The organism is Curtobacterium sp. SP.BCp (assembly GCF_051903255.1).
Lineage (GTDB): Bacteria > Actinomycetota > Actinomycetes > Actinomycetales > Microbacteriaceae > Curtobacterium.
The window spans coordinates 3,598,278-3,616,645 of the sequence record NZ_CP194338.1; the positions used below are offsets into that span (position 1 = coordinate 3,598,278).

The 18,368-nt window shown below is 72.4% G+C and carries 19 protein-coding genes; 6 read left to right on the forward strand and 13 right to left on the reverse strand.

Features of this window, described 5'->3' with window-relative positions; genetic code table 11:
- The first annotated feature begins 27 nt into the window (after window positions 1–27).
- Complete coding sequence (locus tag ACRQ4C_RS17260; RefSeq protein ID WP_412879103.1) at window positions 28–642, forward strand: TetR/AcrR family transcriptional regulator; 615 nt, start codon at window positions 28–30, stop codon at window positions 640–642.
- A 72-nt stretch (window positions 643–714) separates the two neighbouring features.
- On the opposite strand, the gene ACRQ4C_RS17265 is transcribed toward ACRQ4C_RS17260, so the two are convergent.
- The 8 genes from ACRQ4C_RS17265 to ACRQ4C_RS17300 form a co-directional block, all read right to left on the reverse strand.
- On the reverse strand, window positions 715–1,710 hold the full coding sequence (locus ACRQ4C_RS17265; protein WP_439689547.1) for a glycine betaine ABC transporter substrate-binding protein: 996 nt from the start codon (window positions 1,708–1,710) through the stop codon (window positions 715–717).
- Window positions 1,707–2,471 (reverse strand): ABC transporter permease, encoded by a 765-nt coding sequence (locus ACRQ4C_RS17270; RefSeq protein ID WP_412879105.1) that lies wholly within the window; start codon window positions 2,469–2,471, stop codon window positions 1,707–1,709. The genes ACRQ4C_RS17265 and ACRQ4C_RS17270 overlap by 4 nt, the downstream gene beginning before the upstream one ends.
- Window positions 2,464–3,708, reverse strand: coding sequence for an ABC transporter ATP-binding protein (locus tag ACRQ4C_RS17275; protein ID WP_439690925.1), 1,245 nt, complete (start codon window positions 3,706–3,708; stop codon window positions 2,464–2,466). Before ACRQ4C_RS17275 ends, ACRQ4C_RS17270 begins: the two co-directional genes overlap by 8 nt.
- 76 nt (window positions 3,709–3,784) lie before the next feature.
- A complete protein-coding gene (locus tag ACRQ4C_RS17280; RefSeq protein ID WP_439689548.1) occupies window positions 3,785–4,432 on the reverse strand; it encodes an ABC transporter permease in 648 nt (215 codons plus the stop codon).
- Between the two features lie 206 nt (window positions 4,433–4,638).
- Complete coding sequence (locus ACRQ4C_RS17285) at window positions 4,639–5,304, reverse strand: DinB family protein (protein ID WP_439689549.1); 666 nt, start codon at window positions 5,302–5,304, stop codon at window positions 4,639–4,641.
- Entirely contained in the window at window positions 5,301–5,924 is a 624-nt protein-coding gene (locus ACRQ4C_RS17290; protein ID WP_439689550.1) for a DUF6197 family protein, read from the reverse strand. The genes ACRQ4C_RS17285 and ACRQ4C_RS17290 overlap by 4 nt, the downstream gene beginning before the upstream one ends.
- Before the next feature lie 39 nt (window positions 5,925–5,963).
- Window positions 5,964–6,875 carry a phosphotransferase gene (locus tag ACRQ4C_RS17295; RefSeq protein ID WP_290133445.1) on the reverse strand — a complete coding sequence of 304 codons (912 nt, stop codon included), beginning with the start codon at window positions 6,873–6,875 and terminating at the stop codon, window positions 5,964–5,966.
- A gap of 107 nt (window positions 6,876–6,982) precedes the next feature.
- On the reverse strand, window positions 6,983–7,654 hold the full coding sequence (locus ACRQ4C_RS17300; RefSeq protein ID WP_290133444.1) for a ScbR family autoregulator-binding transcription factor: 672 nt from the start codon (window positions 7,652–7,654) through the stop codon (window positions 6,983–6,985).
- Between the two features lie 99 nt (window positions 7,655–7,753).
- Between ACRQ4C_RS17300 and ACRQ4C_RS17305 the strand changes: the two genes are divergently transcribed.
- Window positions 7,754–8,188: a hypothetical protein gene (locus ACRQ4C_RS17305; protein WP_439689551.1), complete on the forward strand. Its 435-nt coding sequence runs from the start codon at window positions 7,754–7,756 to the stop codon at window positions 8,186–8,188.
- 4 nt (window positions 8,189–8,192) lie between these two features.
- On the opposite strand, the gene ACRQ4C_RS17310 is transcribed toward ACRQ4C_RS17305, so the two are convergent.
- The 3 genes from ACRQ4C_RS17310 to ACRQ4C_RS17320 are packed head-to-tail and all read right to left on the reverse strand — an operon-like array spanning window position 8,193 to window position 11,241.
- Window positions 8,193–9,347 carry a PP2C family protein-serine/threonine phosphatase gene (locus tag ACRQ4C_RS17310; protein WP_439689552.1) on the reverse strand — a complete coding sequence of 385 codons (1,155 nt, stop codon included), beginning with the start codon at window positions 9,345–9,347 and terminating at the stop codon, window positions 8,193–8,195.
- Window positions 9,344–10,111 (reverse strand): ThuA domain-containing protein, encoded by a 768-nt coding sequence (locus tag ACRQ4C_RS17315; protein WP_439689553.1) that lies wholly within the window; start codon window positions 10,109–10,111, stop codon window positions 9,344–9,346. The genes ACRQ4C_RS17310 and ACRQ4C_RS17315 overlap by 4 nt, the downstream gene beginning before the upstream one ends.
- On the reverse strand, window positions 10,108–11,241 hold the full coding sequence (locus tag ACRQ4C_RS17320) for a Gfo/Idh/MocA family protein (RefSeq protein WP_439689554.1): 1,134 nt from the start codon (window positions 11,239–11,241) through the stop codon (window positions 10,108–10,110). Before ACRQ4C_RS17320 ends, ACRQ4C_RS17315 begins: the two co-directional genes overlap by 4 nt.
- Window positions 11,242–11,344: 103 nt before the next feature.
- Here ACRQ4C_RS17320 and ACRQ4C_RS17325 point away from each other — a divergent pair, with 103 nt between their 5' ends.
- The gene (locus ACRQ4C_RS17325) at window positions 11,345–11,800 is read left to right on the forward strand and encodes a DUF3817 domain-containing protein (RefSeq protein ID WP_439689555.1); all 456 of its coding nucleotides are present in this window, start codon (window positions 11,345–11,347) and stop codon (window positions 11,798–11,800) included.
- 313 nt (window positions 11,801–12,113) lie between these two features.
- On the opposite strand, the gene ACRQ4C_RS17330 is transcribed toward ACRQ4C_RS17325, so the two are convergent.
- Window positions 12,114–14,324 (reverse strand): NADP-dependent isocitrate dehydrogenase, encoded by a 2,211-nt coding sequence (locus ACRQ4C_RS17330; protein ID WP_439689556.1) that lies wholly within the window; start codon window positions 14,322–14,324, stop codon window positions 12,114–12,116.
- 201 nt (window positions 14,325–14,525) lie between these two features.
- On the opposite strand from ACRQ4C_RS17330, the gene ACRQ4C_RS17335 reads away from it, so the two are divergent.
- Both ACRQ4C_RS17335 and ACRQ4C_RS17340 read left to right on the forward strand, forming a co-directional pair.
- Window positions 14,526–14,894, forward strand: coding sequence for a hypothetical protein (locus ACRQ4C_RS17335; protein WP_439689557.1), 369 nt, complete (start codon window positions 14,526–14,528; stop codon window positions 14,892–14,894).
- Window positions 14,895–14,921: 27 nt separating this feature from the next.
- On the forward strand, window positions 14,922–16,619 hold the full coding sequence (locus ACRQ4C_RS17340; RefSeq protein ID WP_439689558.1) for a cation:proton antiporter: 1,698 nt from the start codon (window positions 14,922–14,924) through the stop codon (window positions 16,617–16,619).
- A gap of 20 nt (window positions 16,620–16,639) precedes the next feature.
- Here the strand turns inward: ACRQ4C_RS17340 and ACRQ4C_RS17345 are convergent, their stop codons facing one another.
- Complete coding sequence (locus tag ACRQ4C_RS17345; RefSeq protein ID WP_439689559.1) at window positions 16,640–17,134, reverse strand: hypothetical protein; 495 nt, start codon at window positions 17,132–17,134, stop codon at window positions 16,640–16,642.
- Between the two features lie 140 nt (window positions 17,135–17,274).
- Here ACRQ4C_RS17345 and ACRQ4C_RS17350 point away from each other — a divergent pair, with 140 nt between their 5' ends.
- A complete protein-coding gene (locus ACRQ4C_RS17350) occupies window positions 17,275–18,258 on the forward strand; it encodes a M23 family metallopeptidase (RefSeq protein ID WP_439689560.1) in 984 nt (327 codons plus the stop codon).
- The last annotated feature ends 110 nt before the right edge of the window (window positions 18,259–18,368 follow it).

Sequence of the window (18,368 nt, forward strand, 5' to 3'; positions counted from 1 at the left end):
GCGTCCGCCGACGGCTACAGTCGGAGCATGCCCGAACCACTGGGTCTGCGCGACCGGAAGCGCATCGAGACGCGACGTCGGATCGCCGAGTCCGCCCGGTCGTTGGCGCTCGAGCACGAGATCGACCACACGACGATCGAGCAGATCGCCGCGCGGGCGGACATCTCGCCCCGGACGTTCTTCAACTACTTCGACTCGAAGGAGGACGCCGTCCTCGGGCACACCGAGCTCGACCTGTCGGCGGAGGCGTTGGCGACACACCTCGAGGCGGTCGCGGGGGAGCCGGCGGCCCAGGCCGTCGTCGACCTCGCGTTCCTCGTGTTCGGCGACACGTTCGCGGACGAGGACGAGCGGACGGCCCGCAAAGAGCTCGTCGTGCGGTTCCCGCAGCTGATGAAGCGGCAGGTCACCCGGATGACGACCGTGTCGGAGGCGATGGTCGGCGCGGTCCGGACCGTGTTGGCGCGCGATCCGGCCTGGGGCCCGGAGGCCGCCACCGCCCAGGCCGCCGAGATGCTCCTCGGCATGTGCATGACGGCGATGCGCAGTGCAGCTCGGCACGACGGCTCCGACGCGGAGGAGGTCCGCGCCGAGGTGGTCGCGCTGATCCGCGACACGGCGTCGCGGATCGCGACGGACTGACACGCGACCCCGAGACGGCCGGGAGGCCCGCGGCGGCGTCCCCACGGGCCTTCCGGCCGGCTCCTGGTCGCGTCAGCCCTCGCTGATGAAGCCTTCCTTCGTCATCCAGTCGAAGGCGACGTCCGCGGGCTCGCGGCCCTCGACGTCGACCTGACGGTTGAGCTCCTGCAGGACGGCATCGGTGAGCTTCGGGGAGATCTGGTCGTAGACGTCCTCGAGCTGCGGGTACTCCTCCAGCGTCTCCGTGGCGAGCACGGGCGCGACGTTGTACGCCGGGAAGAACCCGCGGTCGTCCTCGAGCACCTGCAGGCCGAGCGACTTGATGCGGCCGTCGGTCGTGAAGACCTCGCCGAAGTTGCACTTGCCACGGTCGGTCGCGGTGTACACGGTGCCGGTGTCGAGGATGTCGACGTTGCCCGACGGGATCGCGGTGTCGCCCGATCCACCGACCTGCAGGCCGTACTTCTGCAGCATCGGCTTGAAGCCGTCGGCACGGGAGTTGAACTCGGACTCGACGCAGAACGTGCGCTGGTCGGCCGGCAGGTCGGCGATCTGCGACAGCTTCGTGATCCCACCGAGCTCGTCGACGGCTTCCTCGCGCACCGCGAACGCGTACGTGTTGTTCATCGGCGCGGGCGGCAGCCAGGTCAGTCCGTTGCCGGCGTCCTCCTTGCGGACGGCCTCGTACTGCTCCTGCTTGTCCGGGATCCCGGCCTCGTGCCCCATGTAGGTCAGCCACGCGGTGCCGGTGTACTCGTACGTCATGTCGGCCTGGTGCCCGGTCATGAGCTGACGGACGGCGACGCTGCCCGGCACGTTCGTCTCGTCGGTGACGTCGAACCCGGCGGCCTTCGCGGCGAGCACGGCGATCTTCCCGAGCACGAGCTGCTCGGTGAAGTTCTTCGACGTCACGGTGATGTGCGCGCCGTCCGGCAGGTCGTCGATGCGCTCGATGGTGCCGGGACCCGCGGCGGGCACGAACGACGCGGCGGGTTGCAGGCCGCAGCCGGTCAGGGCGAGGGCCGATGCCCCCACGAGGACGGCGGCGGCGACGGAGCGGCGCTTCATCGGAGTCCCTTCGGTCGTGCGACGGTCTCGACGATCCGGCCCACCCAGTCGATGGACAGGGCGAGGAGCGCGATCAGGAGCGCTCCGGACACGAGCACCTTCGGCAGGAAGAGGTTCACGCCCGTCGTGATGAGCAGCCCGAGCCCTCCGGCACCGATGAAGGTCGCGAGGGCCGCGGAACCGACGAGCAGCACGAGCGCGGTGCGGATGCCGGCGAGCATCACCGGGACCGCGAGGGGCAGCTCGACCCTGAACAGGACGGACGCGGCGCTCATGCCCATGCCGCGACCGGCCTCGACGAGTCGCTGGTCGACGCTCTCGATGCCGATGATCGTGTTCCGGAGCACCGGCAGGATCGCGTAGAGGACGAGGGCGACGATCGCGGCCCAGGAGGTGAAGCCGAGCCACGCCGCGAGCAGCACCACGAGGCCGACGGCCGGAGCCGCCTGCCCGACGTTCGCCACGGCGAGGATCGCGCCGCTCGCCCGCCGGAACGGGCCGCGGGTCAGGGCGACACCGAGCGGGATGCCGATCAGGAGCACGATGACCGTCGACGCGAGCGTCAGGTACAGGTGCTGCCCGGTGAGCGCGAGGATGTCCGCCGGGTTGAGCGTCGTGCGCTCGGTCGGGGTCAGAGCGGCGGTGTTCAGCCAGACGACGAAGGCCACGAGGACCAGCACGATGACGACCGGCTGGACGACGAGCCCGCGCCACGTGACGCGCGTCGGGCGGTCGGTACCGGCTGCGACGACGTCAGCCATCGGCGCGCTCCGTGTCGTCGGCGGCCGGTGACGCCGCGGGTGCCGGTGCGGACGGCATCGTCTCGATCGGGTTCGTGTTCGTGCCGACCGGGGTGTACGCCTGCTCCTCGGCCGCGGCGGCGCGCGACTTCGTGATGGCGTCCATGACGGTCTCGACGGTGATCACCCCGCGGAAGGCGTCACGACGTCCGGTGACGAGCGCGGCGCCGGCGCTCGACACGAGCATGGTGTCGAGCGCGTCGTTCAGGGTCGCGGCCTCGCCGACGACGGGCAGGTCGGGGTCGATGCCCTCCGGGATGCGGTCGAGCCGCTCGATCTGGCGGCGGGTCGGCCAACCGATCGGCCGCTGGCGACGGTCCACCACGACGGCGTGCCCGTGTCCACCGGCCTCGCGCATGCGCTGGAGGACGGCCTTCGCCTCCTCGCCGGGGGAGCAGGTCACGGCCGACTCGACCTCGACGTCCCGCACCCGGTTCAGCGTGAGCTGCTTGAGCCCGGCACCCGACCCGATGAAGTTCTCCACGAACTCGTTCGCGGGCTCGGCGAGGATGCGCTCCGGGGTGTCGTACTGCACGATGTGGGCACCCTCGGAGAACACGACGATCCAGTCGCCGAGCTTCACGGCCTCGTCGAAGTCGTGCGTGACGATGACGATCGTCTTGTGCAGCTCCTCCTGGATGCGGAGCAGCTCGTCCTGCAGCCGCTGCCGGGTGATCGGGTCGACCGCGCCGAACGGTTCGTCCATCAGCAGGACGGGCGGGTCCGCGGCGAGCGCCCGGGCCACACCGACGCGCTGCTGCTGGCCGCCAGAGAGCTCACGGGGGTACCGGTCACGGTAGGTGTCCGGGTCGAGCGAGACCAGGTCGAGGAGCTCGTCGACGCGGGCGGCGATCTTGTCCTTCGGCCAGCCGAGCATCTTCGGCACGATCGCGATGTTCGCCGCGACGGTCATGTGCGGGAAGAGGCCGCCGGCCTGGATCACGTAGCCCATGCGCCGACGGAGCTCGTCGCCGTCGATGTTCGTGACGTCGTCCTCGCCCACGACGATGCGGCCCTCGGTGGGCTCGATCAGGCGGTTGATCATCTTGAGCGTGGTGGTCTTGCCGCAGCCGGACGGGCCGACGAGCATGACGACCTTGCCGGCCGGGATCTCGAGCGTGATGCCGTCGACCGCGGGCTTCGCCTGGCCGGGGTAGCGCTTCGTGACCTCGTCGAGCAGGATCCCGCGCCCGGTCACGGACGGGTCGGCGGTGGCGGTGCCGGTGTGGGCAGCGCTGGCCTGGTCGGTGCTGCTGCGTTCAGTGCTGCTGCGTTCAGTGCTGGACACGGATACCTCGCGAGATGGTCAGACGGCCGAGGCCGAGGAGCAGGAGGTCGAGGACCAGGGCGAGGAGGACCACGCCCACGGTGCCGACGACCACGGAGTTGAGGGCGTTCGCGCCGCCGAGTCGGGACAGCCCGGAGAAGATGAAGCCACCGAGCCCCGGACCGAGCGCGTACGCGGCGACCGCGGCGACGCCCATCACCATCTGCGCGGAGACCCGCACGCCGGTGAGGATGATCGGCCACGCCATCGGCAGCTCGACCTGCACGAGGGTGCGGAAGCGGCTCATGCCGATGCCACGGGCGGACTCGACGACGGTGTCCGGGATCTCACCGAGCCCGACGACCGCGTTCCGGAGGATCGGCAGGGCGGCGAAGAACGTCACGGTCACCACGGACGGGACGACACCGAAGCCGAGCGGGACGAGCAGCAGGCCGATCACGGCGAACGACGGCAGGGTCAACCCGACGGTCGACACCTCGTTCGCGGCGGCCCGGAGTCCGGGGATGCGGTAGACGAGTGCGGCGAGCACCACGGCGATGAAGGTGGCGAGGACGACGCACTGGACCACCAGCGAGAAGTGCTGCCACGAGGAGAACCAGATCTGGTCCCATCGCTCCACGACGTACTGGAACACGGGTGGGCGCTCCTTCCTGGTCGGTCGAAGTGCCCACAGATCGGGGCACGAACGCGGACCAAGCTACGCAGCGCGTCGCTTCTTGTACATCTGCAAATGTTCGGATCGACGGGTCAGGGCCGAGCAGGTGCGATGAAAACGCCTGGTCACCCGTGGTGCCGCACGTCCTCCCTGGGAGAACGGTAACGATACCGAGCGGGGGTCGGCTATGCGCGCAGGTCGCGGAGCCCGGCCCGCTCGGCGACGTCGACGAGGTGCTCGCGCCACGCGACCCAGTCGGTGGCGCTCTTCTCGGCGAGGTTGCCGTCCCCGTCGCCCGCGGTGCCGTCGAGCATCTCGCGGACGATGTCGGCGTGGCCGGCGTGCCGGGCGACCTCGTACCCGAGGTGCACGAGGACCTGGTGGAGGGTGACCTCGCGGCGCTCCTCGGGCCACCACGGGACGGCGCCGCGGGCGTCGAGGTCGAGCGCCTCGATCGTGGCGTCGGCGTCCGCGGCGGACCGGTGGTGGAACGCGATCACGTCGGCCATGGTCTCGTCGAGGGACGCGTACATGTCGTCGCCCTCCCACGACTCGAGCCAGGCGGGGGAGTCGGGCAGCGGGCGACCGAAGACCTCGCCGAGGTACCCGGCCTGCACGCCCGCGACGTGCTTGACGAGCCCGAGCAGGTTCGTGCCCGTCGGGGTCAACGGCCAGCGCGCCTGCCGCTCGGCCAGCCCCTCGACCTTGGCGAGCAGTGCCGCCCGGTGCTTCCTGAGGTAGCGGTGCAGCGTCTCCTTCTCGGAGCCGGTCACCGCACGGTCGGCGACGGCCGTCCCCGGGGCCGCGGGGCGGACCTCGGGGACGTCGTCGTCGGGGACCTCGTCGTTCATGCTCCCGATCGTGCCAGGCCGGGGTCGCGGACGGTCGCCCGGACGCGCGCCGACTCGTGCACGGCGACGCGCTCGGCCGTCAGGAGCAGCCCGGCGACCTCCGCCGAGGTCCGGGAGGCCCGGTCGTTCCAGCTCGTCAGGTCGCGGACGCGTGCCATCCGCACGTCGGGCGCCGGGCACCAGAGCACGGGGGAGCCCTCCTCGACCGCGAGCGCGTTCCACACGAGGTCGAGGGCGCGCTGGACCCGCTGCGAGTGCACGGCCGTCGGACCGCCGGCCGCGTAGACGACCGAACCGACGAGGCAGGCGCCGACGAGCGGTCGGCCCTGCACGCCGACGGCGGAGGCGCTCGAGGCCTTGCGCACGCGGCCGTGGTCGTCGAGGTACGCGAACCAGGCGTGCTGGATCCAACCGCGTTCGATGACCGCGCGTGCGCTGGAGAGCAGCGCCTCGAGCTCGTGCAGCTCCTCGACGCGGGCTGTGGCACGGCGGGTCCGGACGGCCGCGCGGTGGACGGCGTACCGGTCGAGCAGGCCGCGGATCCCTCGGCGTGCGGGCGGACTGGGGACGGGGGAGGCGTCGGTGGCGACGTCGTGCTGGACGCGGAACTCGAGGGTCATCAGGCCCCTCCGATCTTCACGTGCACGGATGTGTGGGGGTCAGGGTAACCCCGGGTCCGTGCGCCGCAACAGCCCTCGGTCGTCGAGGAGGGCGTCGATCGCACGTCGGCCGACCGCGCGGAACGCGGGGTCGGAGGTGGTGTGCAGGGCCGAGGCGATCGAGACGGCCCAGCCGCGGGCCCGCTCCCACGTCTCGTCGTCGACGGCCAGCGCTGTCCGGAAGCCGCAACGGGCCTCCCGGTCGAGCGTCAGCCAGGCGGTCGCGAGGTCGACGGCGCGGTCCCCCGAGGTCACGTCGCCGAAGTCGACGACCGCCGTCAGGCGGCCGCCGTCGGCGTCCGGCTCGACGAGCAGGTTGAAGGGGTGCAGGTCGCCGTGGACCCAGACGGGAGGCTCGGTGGACGCCGGCAGGGCGGCGGCGGTCCGCCAGACCGCGGCCAGCTCCAGGGCGCGGGGCACGTCCGCGGTCGCCAACCGGTGGAGCACCGCGTCGGAGCGCTGCGCGAGGGGGACGGCCCGGACCGGGTTCACGGGCGCGTCCGCGGGGGCGGGCACGTGCAGGAGGTCGAGGAAGGCGGCGAGCGCCGCACCGACCCGGCTGCCGCCGACCCGTTCGCCCGCGGCGACGCCCGGCAGCCACGGCACGACGCTCCACGCCCACGGGTAGCCGTCGGTCGGCACGCCGGTCCGCACGGGCGCGGGGACCGGGACCACCGGCGCGACCCGACGGGCGATCTCCGGCAACCAACGCTGCTCGTGCTCGATCAGCCGCGCGGCCGCCGCCCGTCGGGGGAGTCGGACCGCCAGGTCGTCGCCGAGCCGGACGAGCACGTTGTCCCAGCCGTTCGCGGCGACCTCGAGCGGCCGGTCGGCGAGGTCGGGGTGCTGGGCACGGAGGAGCGCCCGCACGAGCGGGACGTCGACGTGCACCTCGGCGGCGGGGGTGGGCACGGCTCGAGGCTACCGCCGTCGGCACCCGTGAACGGGGGCCGGAACGGGAACGTACCGGTTGGTATCCTCGTGCTGAGGTGACGTGGGTGTCCCTGGGGGGACCCGCGTCACCGAACCGGTCGTCCCTCGGCGTCGGGGGCGATGATCGCGACCAGGCGCGGGATCTCCGGCCGCGTCCGTTCCGTCACGAACGCGGCGAGGAGCACGGTCCAGAGCTCCCGGAGCCGCTCGAACAGGTCCGCCCGGTCCGCGAGGACGTCCGAGACCGCCTGCACGCCGGTGTACGCGGGGCTGACGACCCGGCCGATGAGCGCCGGGTCCCAGCGGTCGTCGACCTCGCCGGCAGCGATGGCCTCGCGGAAGATGTCGGCCGTCACGCGCATCCAGTCGGTGTAGGGGTCCTGGCGGGCGATCCCGTTGCCGGCGGGCTCGGTCGAGAGCCGGATCCCCGCACTGACGACGACCTCGGTGGTCATCTGGACCGCGAGTCCCTGCGACATCCACATCATCGACTCGAGCGGCGTCCGACCCCGAGCGTGCGCGACCTCGGCGTAGGCGCGGGACACCTCGTGCTGGCGGGCGACGACGGCCCCGGCGAGGTCGGCCTTGGACGCGAAGTGGAAGTACAGCGCGCCCTTCGTCACCCCGGCCCGTTCGGCGACCCCGTCCATCGACGCACCGACGTACCCGCGCTCGTCGAACTCCCTCGCGGCACCCTCGATGATCGCCGCCCGGGTCGCGACGGCCCGCCGCTGCCGGGAGGGTCCGTCCTCTGCCATGCACGACCTCCGGATTGGATGCTACCGAGGTCCGACGTCCGGCCGGGTCACAGCCCACCACCGGGCGTCGTCCAGCCCTCGTGCCCTACGGTCGTCGGCATGCAGGCGTGGACGAACCCGGCGCTCCTGGCCCGGACGGGTCGGTGGCTGCTGCTGCCCGTGGCGGTGCTCGACTGGTTCGCGCTCGCGCCGCAGGCCGTGGTCGTGACGGCGTTCCTCGTCGCCGTGGCCGGACTCGTCGCCATGGCGGCCGCCCTGGTCGTCCGCATGCTGCGGCGCTCCCGCGGCGCGATGGCCGGTGTCGGCATCGCGCTCCTGCTCGGCGGGCTCGTGGTGTTCGCGCTCGATCCGTTCCCGCCCACGGTCCCCGTCATCGACGCGTGGTGGCCGGACGCGATCACGCAGCCGCAGGTCGTCGGCAGCGCCTACTGGAAGGTCGCCGGCCTCGGTCTCGTGCTCGCGGGCGTCGGCATGCTCGCGACGCTGCTCGTGGTCGCCCTGTCCGGACCCACCGCACGCCCCCGGCAGCGCTGAGGGGTCAGTCGCGGCGGACGGTCGTGACGGTCGCCGCGAGCGTGGGTGCCGCGGCGTCGATCAGCGCCCGGACGGCTCCTTCGCCTCCGGCGGCGGTCCGTGCGAGGTCGGTCATGCCGTCCACTCCGGGGAGCGCGAGCGCGCCGTCGGACGCGAGCACGAGGACGTCCCCGGACCCGAGGTCGACCGGGACCGGCGTCCGGTCGGAGCCCTGTGGCCGCAGACCGACCGGCAGGCTCGCGCTCCGGAGTTCCTCGACCGGTCCGTCCGCGCGGACGACGGCCGCCAGGCCGTGCCCGAGGTCCACGACGTCCACGTGACCGGTCCGCGGGTCGACCCGCGCGTGCACCAGCGTGGCGACCGCTCCGGCGAGGGACAGGTCGGGGGCGAGCTGTGCCTCCAGGCCGGCCACCGCACGCTCGAGCGGGACGTCCGTCCGGGCGGCGACGGCCCCGCGGACCGCGGAGGCGAGGAGCACCGACGCGCGACCGGCGGCCACGGTGCCGACCGTCAGGTGCAGGGCGCCGTCCGCTGCCACCCGCTGGTCCACGACGTCGCCACCGCCGCCGTCAGGCTGCGCCGAGGCCGTCGTGACCGTGTACCCCGCGACGTCCACCGGCTCCGGCGCGAGGCCCTCGAGCACCCGACGGACCCGCCGACGGTCGATCGCGTGCCCGAGTTCACGCTCCGCCCACCGCGCGAGGTCGCGGAGCAGGGCGACGTCCTCCGCGCCGAACTCGCGCGGCTGGGCGTCCATGATGCAGAGCGTCCCGACGCGGGTGCCGTCCAGCATCGACAGCGGAGCGCCGGCGTAGAAGCGGATCCCGTGCTCGGCGACCGCTGCCGTGGTGGCGAAGCGGACGTCGAGCGTCGTGTCGGGGATCACCATCGGCTCGGGCGTCAGGACCGTCGTCGCGCAGAACTGCTCCGACGCGGGCACGCTCGAGCCCTGCTGCCACCCGAAGGTCGACTGCGTGGTGACGACGTCGTGGTGCACGAGGTTGAGGAACGTCAGCGGGACCCCGAAGGCCTCCTGCGTCATCCGGGTGATCCGGTCGAAGCGCTCCTCGGGACCGCTGCCGAGCACGCCGAGGGCCTCGACGACGGCGGTGCGCCGTGCCGCGGGGTCGAGCGGGAGGGCGGTGGAGGACTGCGTCACACGCCCTGTCTACCCGCACCCTCTGCGGTGAACCAGTCCCGAGGGTGGGGGTCAGCCGTCAGCTCGCGGCGCTCGGACACCGGCGCGGCCCAGCGCGCGGCGTTCGCGAGGACCCGCTGCACGTCCGGGTGGTGGTACACCGGGTACTCCTGGTCGCCGGGGGAGAAGTAGAACACCCGACCGAGGCCACGACGGTACGCGACGCCCGAACGGAACACCTCGCCGCCGGAGAACGTGGAGAGGAAGACCTCCTCGTCGGGGCGCGGGATGTCGAAGAACTCGCCGTACATCTCCTGCTGGTCGATGACGATCGGGTGCGGGACGCCCTCGGCGATGGGGTGGTCCGGGGCGATCGTCCAGACGAGCTCGCGGTCCTGCCCGTCGTTGCGCCACTTCAGCGAGCACGTGGTGCCCATCAGGCGCTTGAACGGCTTCGAGTAGTGGCCGGAGTGCAGCACCACGAGGCCCATGCCGGCGTGCACGGCGTCGACCACGCGCTGGACGACCTCGTCCGAGACCTCGTCGTGGGCGGCGTGGCCCCACCAGAACAGCACGTCCGTCTGCGCCAGGCGTTCGGCGGTGAGGCCGTGCTCGGGCTCCTGGAGCGTCGCGGTGGACACGTCGGCGCCCGGGACGAGCTCGCGGAGCGCGGCAGCGATCACGGCGTGCATGCCGTCGGGGTAGTGCCCGATGACCGTGGCGTCGCCGCGGCTCTCGTGCACGTTCTCGTTCCAGACGACGATCCTGGGTGCGTCCTTGCTCATGCGGCGACCTCCATCTCTCGACCCGCAGCAGCGGACGCGTAGATCGCGTCGACGACACGGCTGCGGTGCAGTGCGAACTCCCCGTGGTGCCCCTCGTGGGCCCCGGAGCGGATCGTGTCCAGGAACTCCTCGATGACGCGCTGGTGGTGCCCCGACGGGACGCGCACGCCCGGTCGGGTGACCGTCGGCACGCCCTGCTCGTCGGAGTACAGCGTCACGGTGCCCTCGGTGGCGTAGTCGCGGACGAACAGCCGGGCGCCGCCGGTCGAGCCGAGCAGCTCGACCTCGATGTCCTCGACGTCCTTCGAGTAGCTGGCCCAGCTCGCCTGGAGCTGCAGGCTCGACCCGTCCTCGAACCGGAGCAGGGCGCTCGCGAAGTCCTCGACGTCGAACGGCCGACCCGTGGCCGCGGACACCGGGTCCCGGTCGCTGCCGCCCCGACCGGCGCTGCCGAGCTCGTTGTACGCCACCGCGCTCGCGGTCACGACGCGCGGTTCGCCGAGCAGGTGCAGGGCGATGTCGAGCACGTGCGAGCCGAGGTCGATGAGCGGACCACCACCCGCGGTCTCCTTGTTCGCGAACCAGCTCCTGATGCCCGGGATCCCCGCTCGCCGCAGCCAGGAGGCGCGTGCGTGGTAGACGTGTCCGAGCGGCCCGTTGCCGTCGGCGTCGCGCTGCGCGAGGTGGCCGCTGAGGAACTGCACGTCGGCACGCCGGCGGTGGTTGTAGGCGACCTCGAGCACGCGGTCGTTCCGCACGGCGGCGTCGACCATCTCCTGCGCCTGGTCGCCGGTCGTCGCGAGCGGCTTCTCGCAGAACACGTGCTTGCCGGACTCGAGCGCCGCCACGGCGATGGGGTGGTGCAGGGCGTTGGGGACGCCGATCGACACGATGTCGAGGTCGTCGCGGGCGACGAGGTCCTGCCAGTCCTCGTACCGGTGCGGCACGCCTCGGGAGTCGGCGAGCTCGTGCAGCCGGTCGGTCTCCTGGCCGGCGAGGGCGACCACCTCGACCCCGGGCACCGCGGTGTAGGCGTCGAGGTGCGTGGTGCCGGCGAAGCCGAGTCCGATCACCCCCACGCGCAGGGGTCGGGCGGTGTCCGTCGTGGCGGTCGTTGTCCTCGTCGACATGACGACAACGCTAGTCGGGGCGCGGGTCGAATCGATACGACCAGCGGCGTGTCGGGCTGTCGGTGTCGGGGTTCTGTCGGGAGGGGTACGCGACGATGTCCGCATGACTCCCCGATCCCTGTTCCGTGCGGCCGCGGTCGCCGAACTCGTGACCTGGACCCTGCTCATCGCCGGGATGGTGCTGAAGTACGGCCTCGACGCCGGCGACTGGGGCGTGCGCATCGGCGGCGGGGTGCACGGCTTCGTGTTCCTCGCCTACCTCGTCGTCACGACGGTCGTCGCCGTGAACCAGCGCTGGTCGTTCGGCGCGCTCGTGCTCGGGTGGGCGAGCGCCGTCGTGCCGTACGCGACGGTGCCGTTCGAGGTCGCGGTGGCCCGGCGCGGGATGCTCGACGGCCCGTGGCGGCGGTCGGCTGAGGGGCGGTCTGGCTTCTGGGACCGCCTGCTGTTCTTCGTGGTGCGGCGTCCGGTGCTCTCGGTCGCGATCGGTGTCGTGGCGGTGGCGCTCGTGTTCTCGGGCCTGCTCGTGGTCGGCCCGCCGGTGCCCGCGCGCAGCTGAGGCCCGCGGGCCGCCCGGCTGGTGCCCGGGGCCCGTGCCACTGCCCCGCCCCCGGCTGGTCGCACGACATGCCGCTCACGTCCGCGTTGGTCGCAGAAGGCGTCGACCGGCGCGGGCCGGGGCGACACCTTTCGCGACCAACCGCCTCACCGCACCACCGGGCCGGACCGCCTCACGGGGCGGCCGGGCCGGACCGCCGCGTCGGGCAAGTCCGGCCAGGCCGGCGCGCACCCCCGGCGCCGCCGCGCCCCGAGACGGACGGGAGGCCCGGTGCCAGCCGGCACCGGGCCTCCCGTCCGTCAGGGGGTCGCGCCTACAGCGCGGCCAGGATCCCGTTGAGCGTCGCGGACGGGCGCATCACCGCGCCGGTCTTGGCGTCGTCGGGACGGTAGTACCCGCCGATGTCCGCCGGGTGTCCCTGCACGCCGTTCAGCTCGTCGACGATCGTCTGCTCGTCCGCCCCGAGCGACTTCGCCACGTCCGCGAACGCCGCCGCGAGTTCCGCGTCGTCGGTCTGTGCCGCGAGCTCCTCCGCCCAGTACTTCGCGAGGTAGTAGTGGCTGCCCCGGTTGTCGATCGAGCCGAGCTTGCGACCCGGCGACTTGTTCTCGTCGAGGAAGGTCCCGGTGGCACGGTCGAGCGTCTCGCCGAGGACCTTCGCGCGCTGGTTGCCGGTCACGCCCGCGAGGTGCTCGAACGACACCGCGAGCGCGAGGAACTCGCCGAGGGAGTCCCACCGCAGGTAGTTCTGCTCGACGAGCTGCTGCACGTGCTTCGGCGCGGAGCCACCGGCACCGGTCTCGAACAGGCCGCCGCCGCCGAGGAGCGGGACGACGGAGAGCATCTTCGCCGAGGTGCCGAGCTCCATGATCGGGAACAGGTCGGTGAGGTAGTCGCGGAGCACGTTGCCCGTGACCGAGATGGTGTCCTCGCCGCGACGGATGCGCTCGAGCGAGAAGGCCATGGCGTCCTCGGGCGACATGATCTCGATCTGCAGGCCGTCGGTGTCGTGCTCGGCGAGGTAGGTCTTCACGAGGCCGATGAGGTTCGCGTCGTGCGCACGCGTCTCGTCGAGCCAGAACACGGCCGGGGTCGCCGAGGCCCGGGCGCGCGTCACCGCGAGCTTCACCCAGTCGCGGATCGCCACGTCCTTGGTCTGGCAGGCACGCCAGATGTCCCCGGCCTCGACCTCGTGCTCGATGACGGTCTCGCCGCCGCTCGTCACGACGCGCACACGACCGGCCGCCGGGACCTCGAAGGTCTTGTCGTGCGAGCCGTACTCCTCGGCCCTCTGCGCCATCAGGCCGACGTTCGGCACGGAGCCCATCGTCGCCGGGTCGAAGGCACCGTTCGCGCGGCAGTCCTCGATGACGGTCTGGTAGATGCCCGCGTAGCTCGAGTCCGGGATGACCGCGAGGGTGTCGTGCTCGTCGCCGTCCGGGCCCCACATGTGGCCGGACGTGCGGATCATCGCGGGCATCGAGGCGTCGACGATGACGTCGCTCGGGACGTGCAGGTTCGTGATGCCCTTGTCCGAGTCGACCATCGCGAGCTCGGGGCCGGCGTCGAGCCCCTCGTCGAACGCCTGCTTGATCGCTGCACCGTTCGGGGCGGAGTCGAGCCCGGCGAGGATCGAACCGAGGCCGTCGTTCGGGTTGAGGCCGGCGGCCGCGAGGTCGGCGCCGAAGCGCTCGAACACGGTCGGGAAGAACGCGCGGATGACGTGGCCGAAGATGATCGGGTCGGAGACCTTCATCATCGTGGCCTTGAGGTGCACGGAGAACAGCACGCCCTGCTCCTGCGCGGCGGTGATCTGGTCCCGCAGGAAGGCCTCGAGCGCACGGACGTGCAGGACGGTGCCGTCGACGACCTCGCCGGCGAGGACCGGGATCGACTGCTTGAGCACGGTGCTCTCGCCGTCCGCACCCACGAACTCGATGGTCAGGGTGTCGTCGGCGGGGGCGATCCAGGACTGCTCGTTCGAGCGGAAGTCGTCCTTGCCCATGGTCACGACGTTCGTCTTCGAGTCGTGGCTCCAGGCGCCCATGCGGTGCGGGTGCTTCTTCGCGTAGTTCTTCACCGAGAGCGGCGCGCGGCGGTCGGAGTTGCCCTCGCGCAGCACCGGGTTCACGGCGCTGCCCTTGGTGCGGTCGTAGCGGGCGCGGACGTCGCGCTCCTCGTCCGTGGTGGGCTCGTCCGGGTAGGCCGGCAGGTCGTAGCCCTGCGACTGCAGTTCCTTGATCGCCGCCTTGAGCTGCGGGATCGACGCCGAGATGTTCGGCAGCTTGATGATGTTCGCCTCGGGGGTCCCCGCGAGCTCTCCGAGCTCGGTGAGGGCGTCGTCCAGGCGCTGCTCGTCGGTGAGCCGCTCCGGGAACTGCGCGATGATCCGGCCGGAGAGCGAGATGTCGCGGGTCTCCACGTCGACACCGGCGGTGCCGGCGAAGGCCTGGATGATCGGGAGGAAGGAGTGGGTCGCCAGGAACGGCGCCTCGTCCGTGAGCGTGTAGATGATCTTGGCCATGCTGGCGGGTACTCCCTTGTTCATGCCGTCGGTACGCCCCACGCTACTCGCACGCGCGGGATGTCTCGATGTCAAGATACCTGGTCGGGTCACCTCCCAGCGAACTTCCGCCCGACGCCCGGGAGGCACATGGCCGACACATGGGGACCACGCGTGGACTGGTCTCCCGCGGCTCCCACGCCGTGGTGGGAGGAGCAGACCGTGACGACGACACGACGACGGACCCCCGAGGACTTCGGGTGGGCGGCCGAGGACCTCCGCTCCGCCTACGCGGTGGACGGCAGCGGTCCGTACCGGTACGCGCCGGACGGATCGGGCCCCTTCTCGTACGACGTCGACGGCTCGGGCCCGTGGCTCGTCGGACCGGAACCGGCGCGGGGGATCGCCCGGTTCGCACCCCGGCAGCGCGGGACCGGCTCGCGACTGCGCCGGATCGGGACGGCGTGCGCTGCCGGGACGCTCGCGCTCGTGCTCGCCGTGGGGAGCGTGGCGGCCGTCGCGCACACCGTCCCTGCACAGCACCGGGTGGACGCCTCCGCCGTCCACAGCACGGAACAGACCGGCGACTGACGGGGCGTTCGGTGCCACCCTGGGTGCGTGACCGAACTCCTCGTCGTGGGCGTCATCGCCCTGCTCGCCATCGCCGGTGCGGCCGTGCTCGGCCCGCGCATCGGCGTCGCGGCACCGCTCGTGCTCGTCGCGGTCGGCATCGCGGCGAGCCTCGTGCCGTGGGTGCCGGACGTCCGCATCGACCCCGAGTGGATCCTCGCGGGCGTGCTCCCGCCGCTGCTGTACTCGTCAGCGGTGTCGATGCCGTCGATGAACTTCCGGCGCGAGTTCGGCGCGATCAGCGGTCTGTCGGTGCTGCTCGTCGTCGCGAGCTCGGTCGTCCTCGGGCTGTTCTTCGCGTGGGTGGTCCCGGGCATCGGGATCTGGTGGGGCATCGCGCTCGGGGCGATCGTGAGCCCCACCGACGCGGTGGCGACGTCGATCGTGAAGCAGACCTCGGTGTCGCGCCGCGTCGTGTCGATCCTCGACGGCGAGTCCCTGCTCAACGACGCGACCGCACTGGTGCTGCTCCGCACGGCGATCGCGGCCGCTGCGGCGTCGTTCTCGTTCTGGGGCGCGCTCGGTGACTTCGCCTGGGCCGTCGCACTCGCGGCGGTCGTCGGCTGGCTCGTCGGCTGGTCGAACGTGGCGGTGCGGCGCCGCGTGTCGAGTCCGGCGATCAACACGGCGCTCTCGTTCGCCGTACCGTTCGTCGCGGCGGTCCCGACGGAGCACCTCGGCGGGTCCGGGCTCGTCGCGGCCGTCGTGGCGGGGTTGTTCACGGGCATCGTCGGTCCGCGGAGGCTCCCGCCCTCGCACCGGCTGTCCGACGCGCAGAACTGGCGGACGATCGAGCTCGTGCTCGAGGGCGCGGTCTTCCTGACGATGGGACTGCAGCTCTCCGGGATCCTCCGTGACGTGCGGGTCGAGCACGTCGGCATCGGTCCCGCGGTCCTCATCGCGGTCGGCGCCCTCGTCCTCACGCTCGTCGTCCGCGCGGCGTACGTGGTCCCGCTGCTCGCCGCACTGTCGGCGAGCGCACGTCGTGGCGCCCGGATGGAGGAACGCGTCGGCGAGATGGGCCGCACCGAGGACCGTGACGCCATCAGCGAGATGATCCGCGAGCACCGACCGGGCAACCGGCAGCCGTCGGAGCGCGAGCTCGACCGCTTCACCGTGCGGCTCCGGCGGCTGCTGGCCGACATCGCCTACTACCGTCGCGCCCCGCTCGGCTGGCGGGAGGGCACCACGGTCGTCTGGGCCGGCATGCGCGGCGCGGTGACCGTCGCGGCCGCGCAGACGCTCGAACCCGAGACCACGCCGCAGCACGCACTCCTCGTCCTCATCGCGTTCGCCGTCGCGGTGCTGTCGCTCGTCCTCCAGGGCGGCACCATCGGGCCACTCCTCCGGCGGATCGCAGAGCCGTCCCCGGACACGAGCGCCTCCGACGCCGCGGAACGACGACGGCTGATCGAGCTCATGCGCGCGGCGTCCGAGTCCGTCGAGTCGGCGCGCGAGGAGCCTCCGGCCCGGCGAGAGGAACTCGAGGCAGCGGACCCGACCGAACTCCGCGCGTGGATGGGTCGCGAGAAGGCCCGACGGCTCGCGGTGCTCGAGGCCCAGCGGCGTGCAATCCTCGACGCCCGCGACGACGGAACGTTCGACGCCGAGGTCCTCGAGGCGATGCTGCAGAACCTCGACGCCGAGCAGATCGCGCTCGAGCTCCGCGGAGCGCCGGCGTCCTAGTGCCCTAGCGTCCCGGCGTCCTAGTGCCCGATGGTGATCCGGAACACCCGGACACCGGAGGTCTTCAGCGCCGCGAGACCGAGACGCATCCGGAGGTTCCGGAACGGGCGGTTCCGTCCCGTCGGCGCGGCCGCGGCTCCGATCTGGTGGAGCACCTCGGACGTCAGCGTGCGCTCGATCTTCGGCGCGAGACGGGTCACGCCCGACACCGTCACGACGATGCGGACCGCGTTCGGCGCGAGCAGGGGGTCGATGAGCTCCGCGGCCTCGTGCGCCCGGTGGAACGCGGGGTCGTCGCCGGGTCGGCGGATCGCGATCACGGCGAGTTCGGCGTCCCCGGTCTCGCTCGGGTCCGGGAGGTCGTCGACGCCGACGACCCGCATCCTCGTGGCGTCGACTCCGGCCCGGACCGCGGCGGCACGCAGCACGGGCAGGAGCTCCTGGGTGCCGGCGAGGACGACCTCGGCGGAGCGCAGGTCGACGGGTTCGTGACGCTCGCGCGGCGTTCGGGCCATGGGCTTCGGTCCTTCCGGTCGCTCTCCTCGGACAGTACCGATCGACACGGAGGACCGTGCCGTCGGGGCGCGTCCGGTAACGGAATGATCACATTGGGGTCTGTACAAACGAACAGAGTCGTGCAGAATGGTGGGCGGCCATGACGACTGCACCCCACCCAGACCAGCACCCGGAGACCCCGGTCGTGCACCTGTCGCGCCGTGCAGCCCTCGAGGCCGAGCGCGCCGCGTCCCGCAAGCAACCCCGGCGGACCGGTCGCACGGCCGCCACCGCGCGGGCCACGACGGAGCACGCCAGTGCCGCGCACACCGAGACCCGCATCCGCCGCGTCGACCGCGACGTGACCGGGCCGACCACCGCCCGCCCGGCCGCCGTCGCGACGACCCCGCGGGGACGACGCCCGCTGCGCACCCGGGTCAACCCGCTGCGCCCGGCGAACCGCGCCAGCCGCGTGACCCTCACCAGCGCCCTCGCGGCCTTCGTGCTCTTCGCCGCCTCCGCGACCCCCGCGCACGCCGCGTCCGGCACCGCGGTCGCCACCGCGACCCTCGCCCCGAGCGTCGCCGGTCAGGACTACTCGGTCACGCAGCTCGCCGCCCTCGCCGACCCCGCGCGCGACGGCTTCACGATCGGCGGCGGCTCGACCACGAAGGAACAGGCCACCGCGAGCGGTTCCGTCTCCTTCGGGGGCGAGGTCCGCTCGCCGTTCCCGGGCCCGGTGCAGATGAGCTCCGGCTTCGGGTACCGCTCGGCACCGTGCGGGGCGTGCTCGTCGCTGCACGAGGGCCTCGACTTCACCCCGGGGCTCGGCACCCCGATCGGCGCGATCGCGAAGGGCACGGTCCGCGTCGCCGGCACGTACTTCAACTACGGCACGGCCGTGGTGATCGACCACGTGATCGACGGTCGCAAGGTCGCCACGCTGTACGGCCACATGATCCCCGGCTCCACGCCCCTGAAGGTCGGCGACACCGTCGAGGCGGGCGAGTTCATCGGCCAGGTGGGCAACTCGGGTGTCTCGACGGGCGCACACCTGCACCTCGAGGTCCTGCTCGACGGGGTCACCCCGATCGACCCCGCCGCGTGGCTCGAAGCTCGCACCGGACGTCCGATCACCGCCTAGGCAGCCGATCCACAGCACCCCCGCAGTCACTGCGGGGCGCCTTCCCAAAACCCCTGTGCAGGCTCACAGGCATGGACGACTGTCACAGGCCCAGCGCCCGAACGCGACCG

Bases quoted from the DNA above. Each gene is read 5' to 3' on its own strand.
- ACRQ4C_RS17260 (WP_412879103.1), top strand. From the start codon at position 28: ATGCCCGAACCACTGGGTCTGCGCGACCGGAAGCGCATCGAGACGCGA.
- ACRQ4C_RS17265 (WP_439689547.1), bottom strand. From the start codon at position 1,710: ATGAAGCGCCGCTCCGTCGCCGCCGCCGTCCTCGTGGGGGCATCGGCC.
- ACRQ4C_RS17270 (WP_412879105.1), bottom strand. From the start codon at position 2,471: ATGGCTGACGTCGTCGCAGCCGGTACCGACCGCCCGACGCGCGTCACG.
- ACRQ4C_RS17285 (WP_439689549.1), bottom strand. From the start codon at position 5,304: ATGAACGACGAGGTCCCCGACGACGACGTCCCCGAGGTCCGCCCCGCG.
- ACRQ4C_RS17290 (WP_439689550.1), bottom strand. From the start codon at position 5,924: ATGACCCTCGAGTTCCGCGTCCAGCACGACGTCGCCACCGACGCCTCC.
- ACRQ4C_RS17300 (WP_290133444.1), bottom strand. From the start codon at position 7,654: ATGGCAGAGGACGGACCCTCCCGGCAGCGGCGGGCCGTCGCGACCCGG.
- ACRQ4C_RS17305 (WP_439689551.1), top strand. From the start codon at position 7,754: ATGCAGGCGTGGACGAACCCGGCGCTCCTGGCCCGGACGGGTCGGTGG.
- ACRQ4C_RS17315 (WP_439689553.1), bottom strand. From the start codon at position 10,111: ATGAGCAAGGACGCACCCAGGATCGTCGTCTGGAACGAGAACGTGCAC.
- ACRQ4C_RS17320 (WP_439689554.1), bottom strand. From the start codon at position 11,241: ATGTCGACGAGGACAACGACCGCCACGACGGACACCGCCCGACCCCTG.
- ACRQ4C_RS17325 (WP_439689555.1), top strand. From the start codon at position 11,345: ATGACTCCCCGATCCCTGTTCCGTGCGGCCGCGGTCGCCGAACTCGTG.
- ACRQ4C_RS17330 (WP_439689556.1), bottom strand. From the start codon at position 14,324: ATGGCCAAGATCATCTACACGCTCACGGACGAGGCGCCGTTCCTGGCG.
- ACRQ4C_RS17345 (WP_439689559.1), bottom strand. From the start codon at position 17,134: ATGGCCCGAACGCCGCGCGAGCGTCACGAACCCGTCGACCTGCGCTCC.
- ACRQ4C_RS17350 (WP_439689560.1), top strand. From the start codon at position 17,275: ATGACGACTGCACCCCACCCAGACCAGCACCCGGAGACCCCGGTCGTG.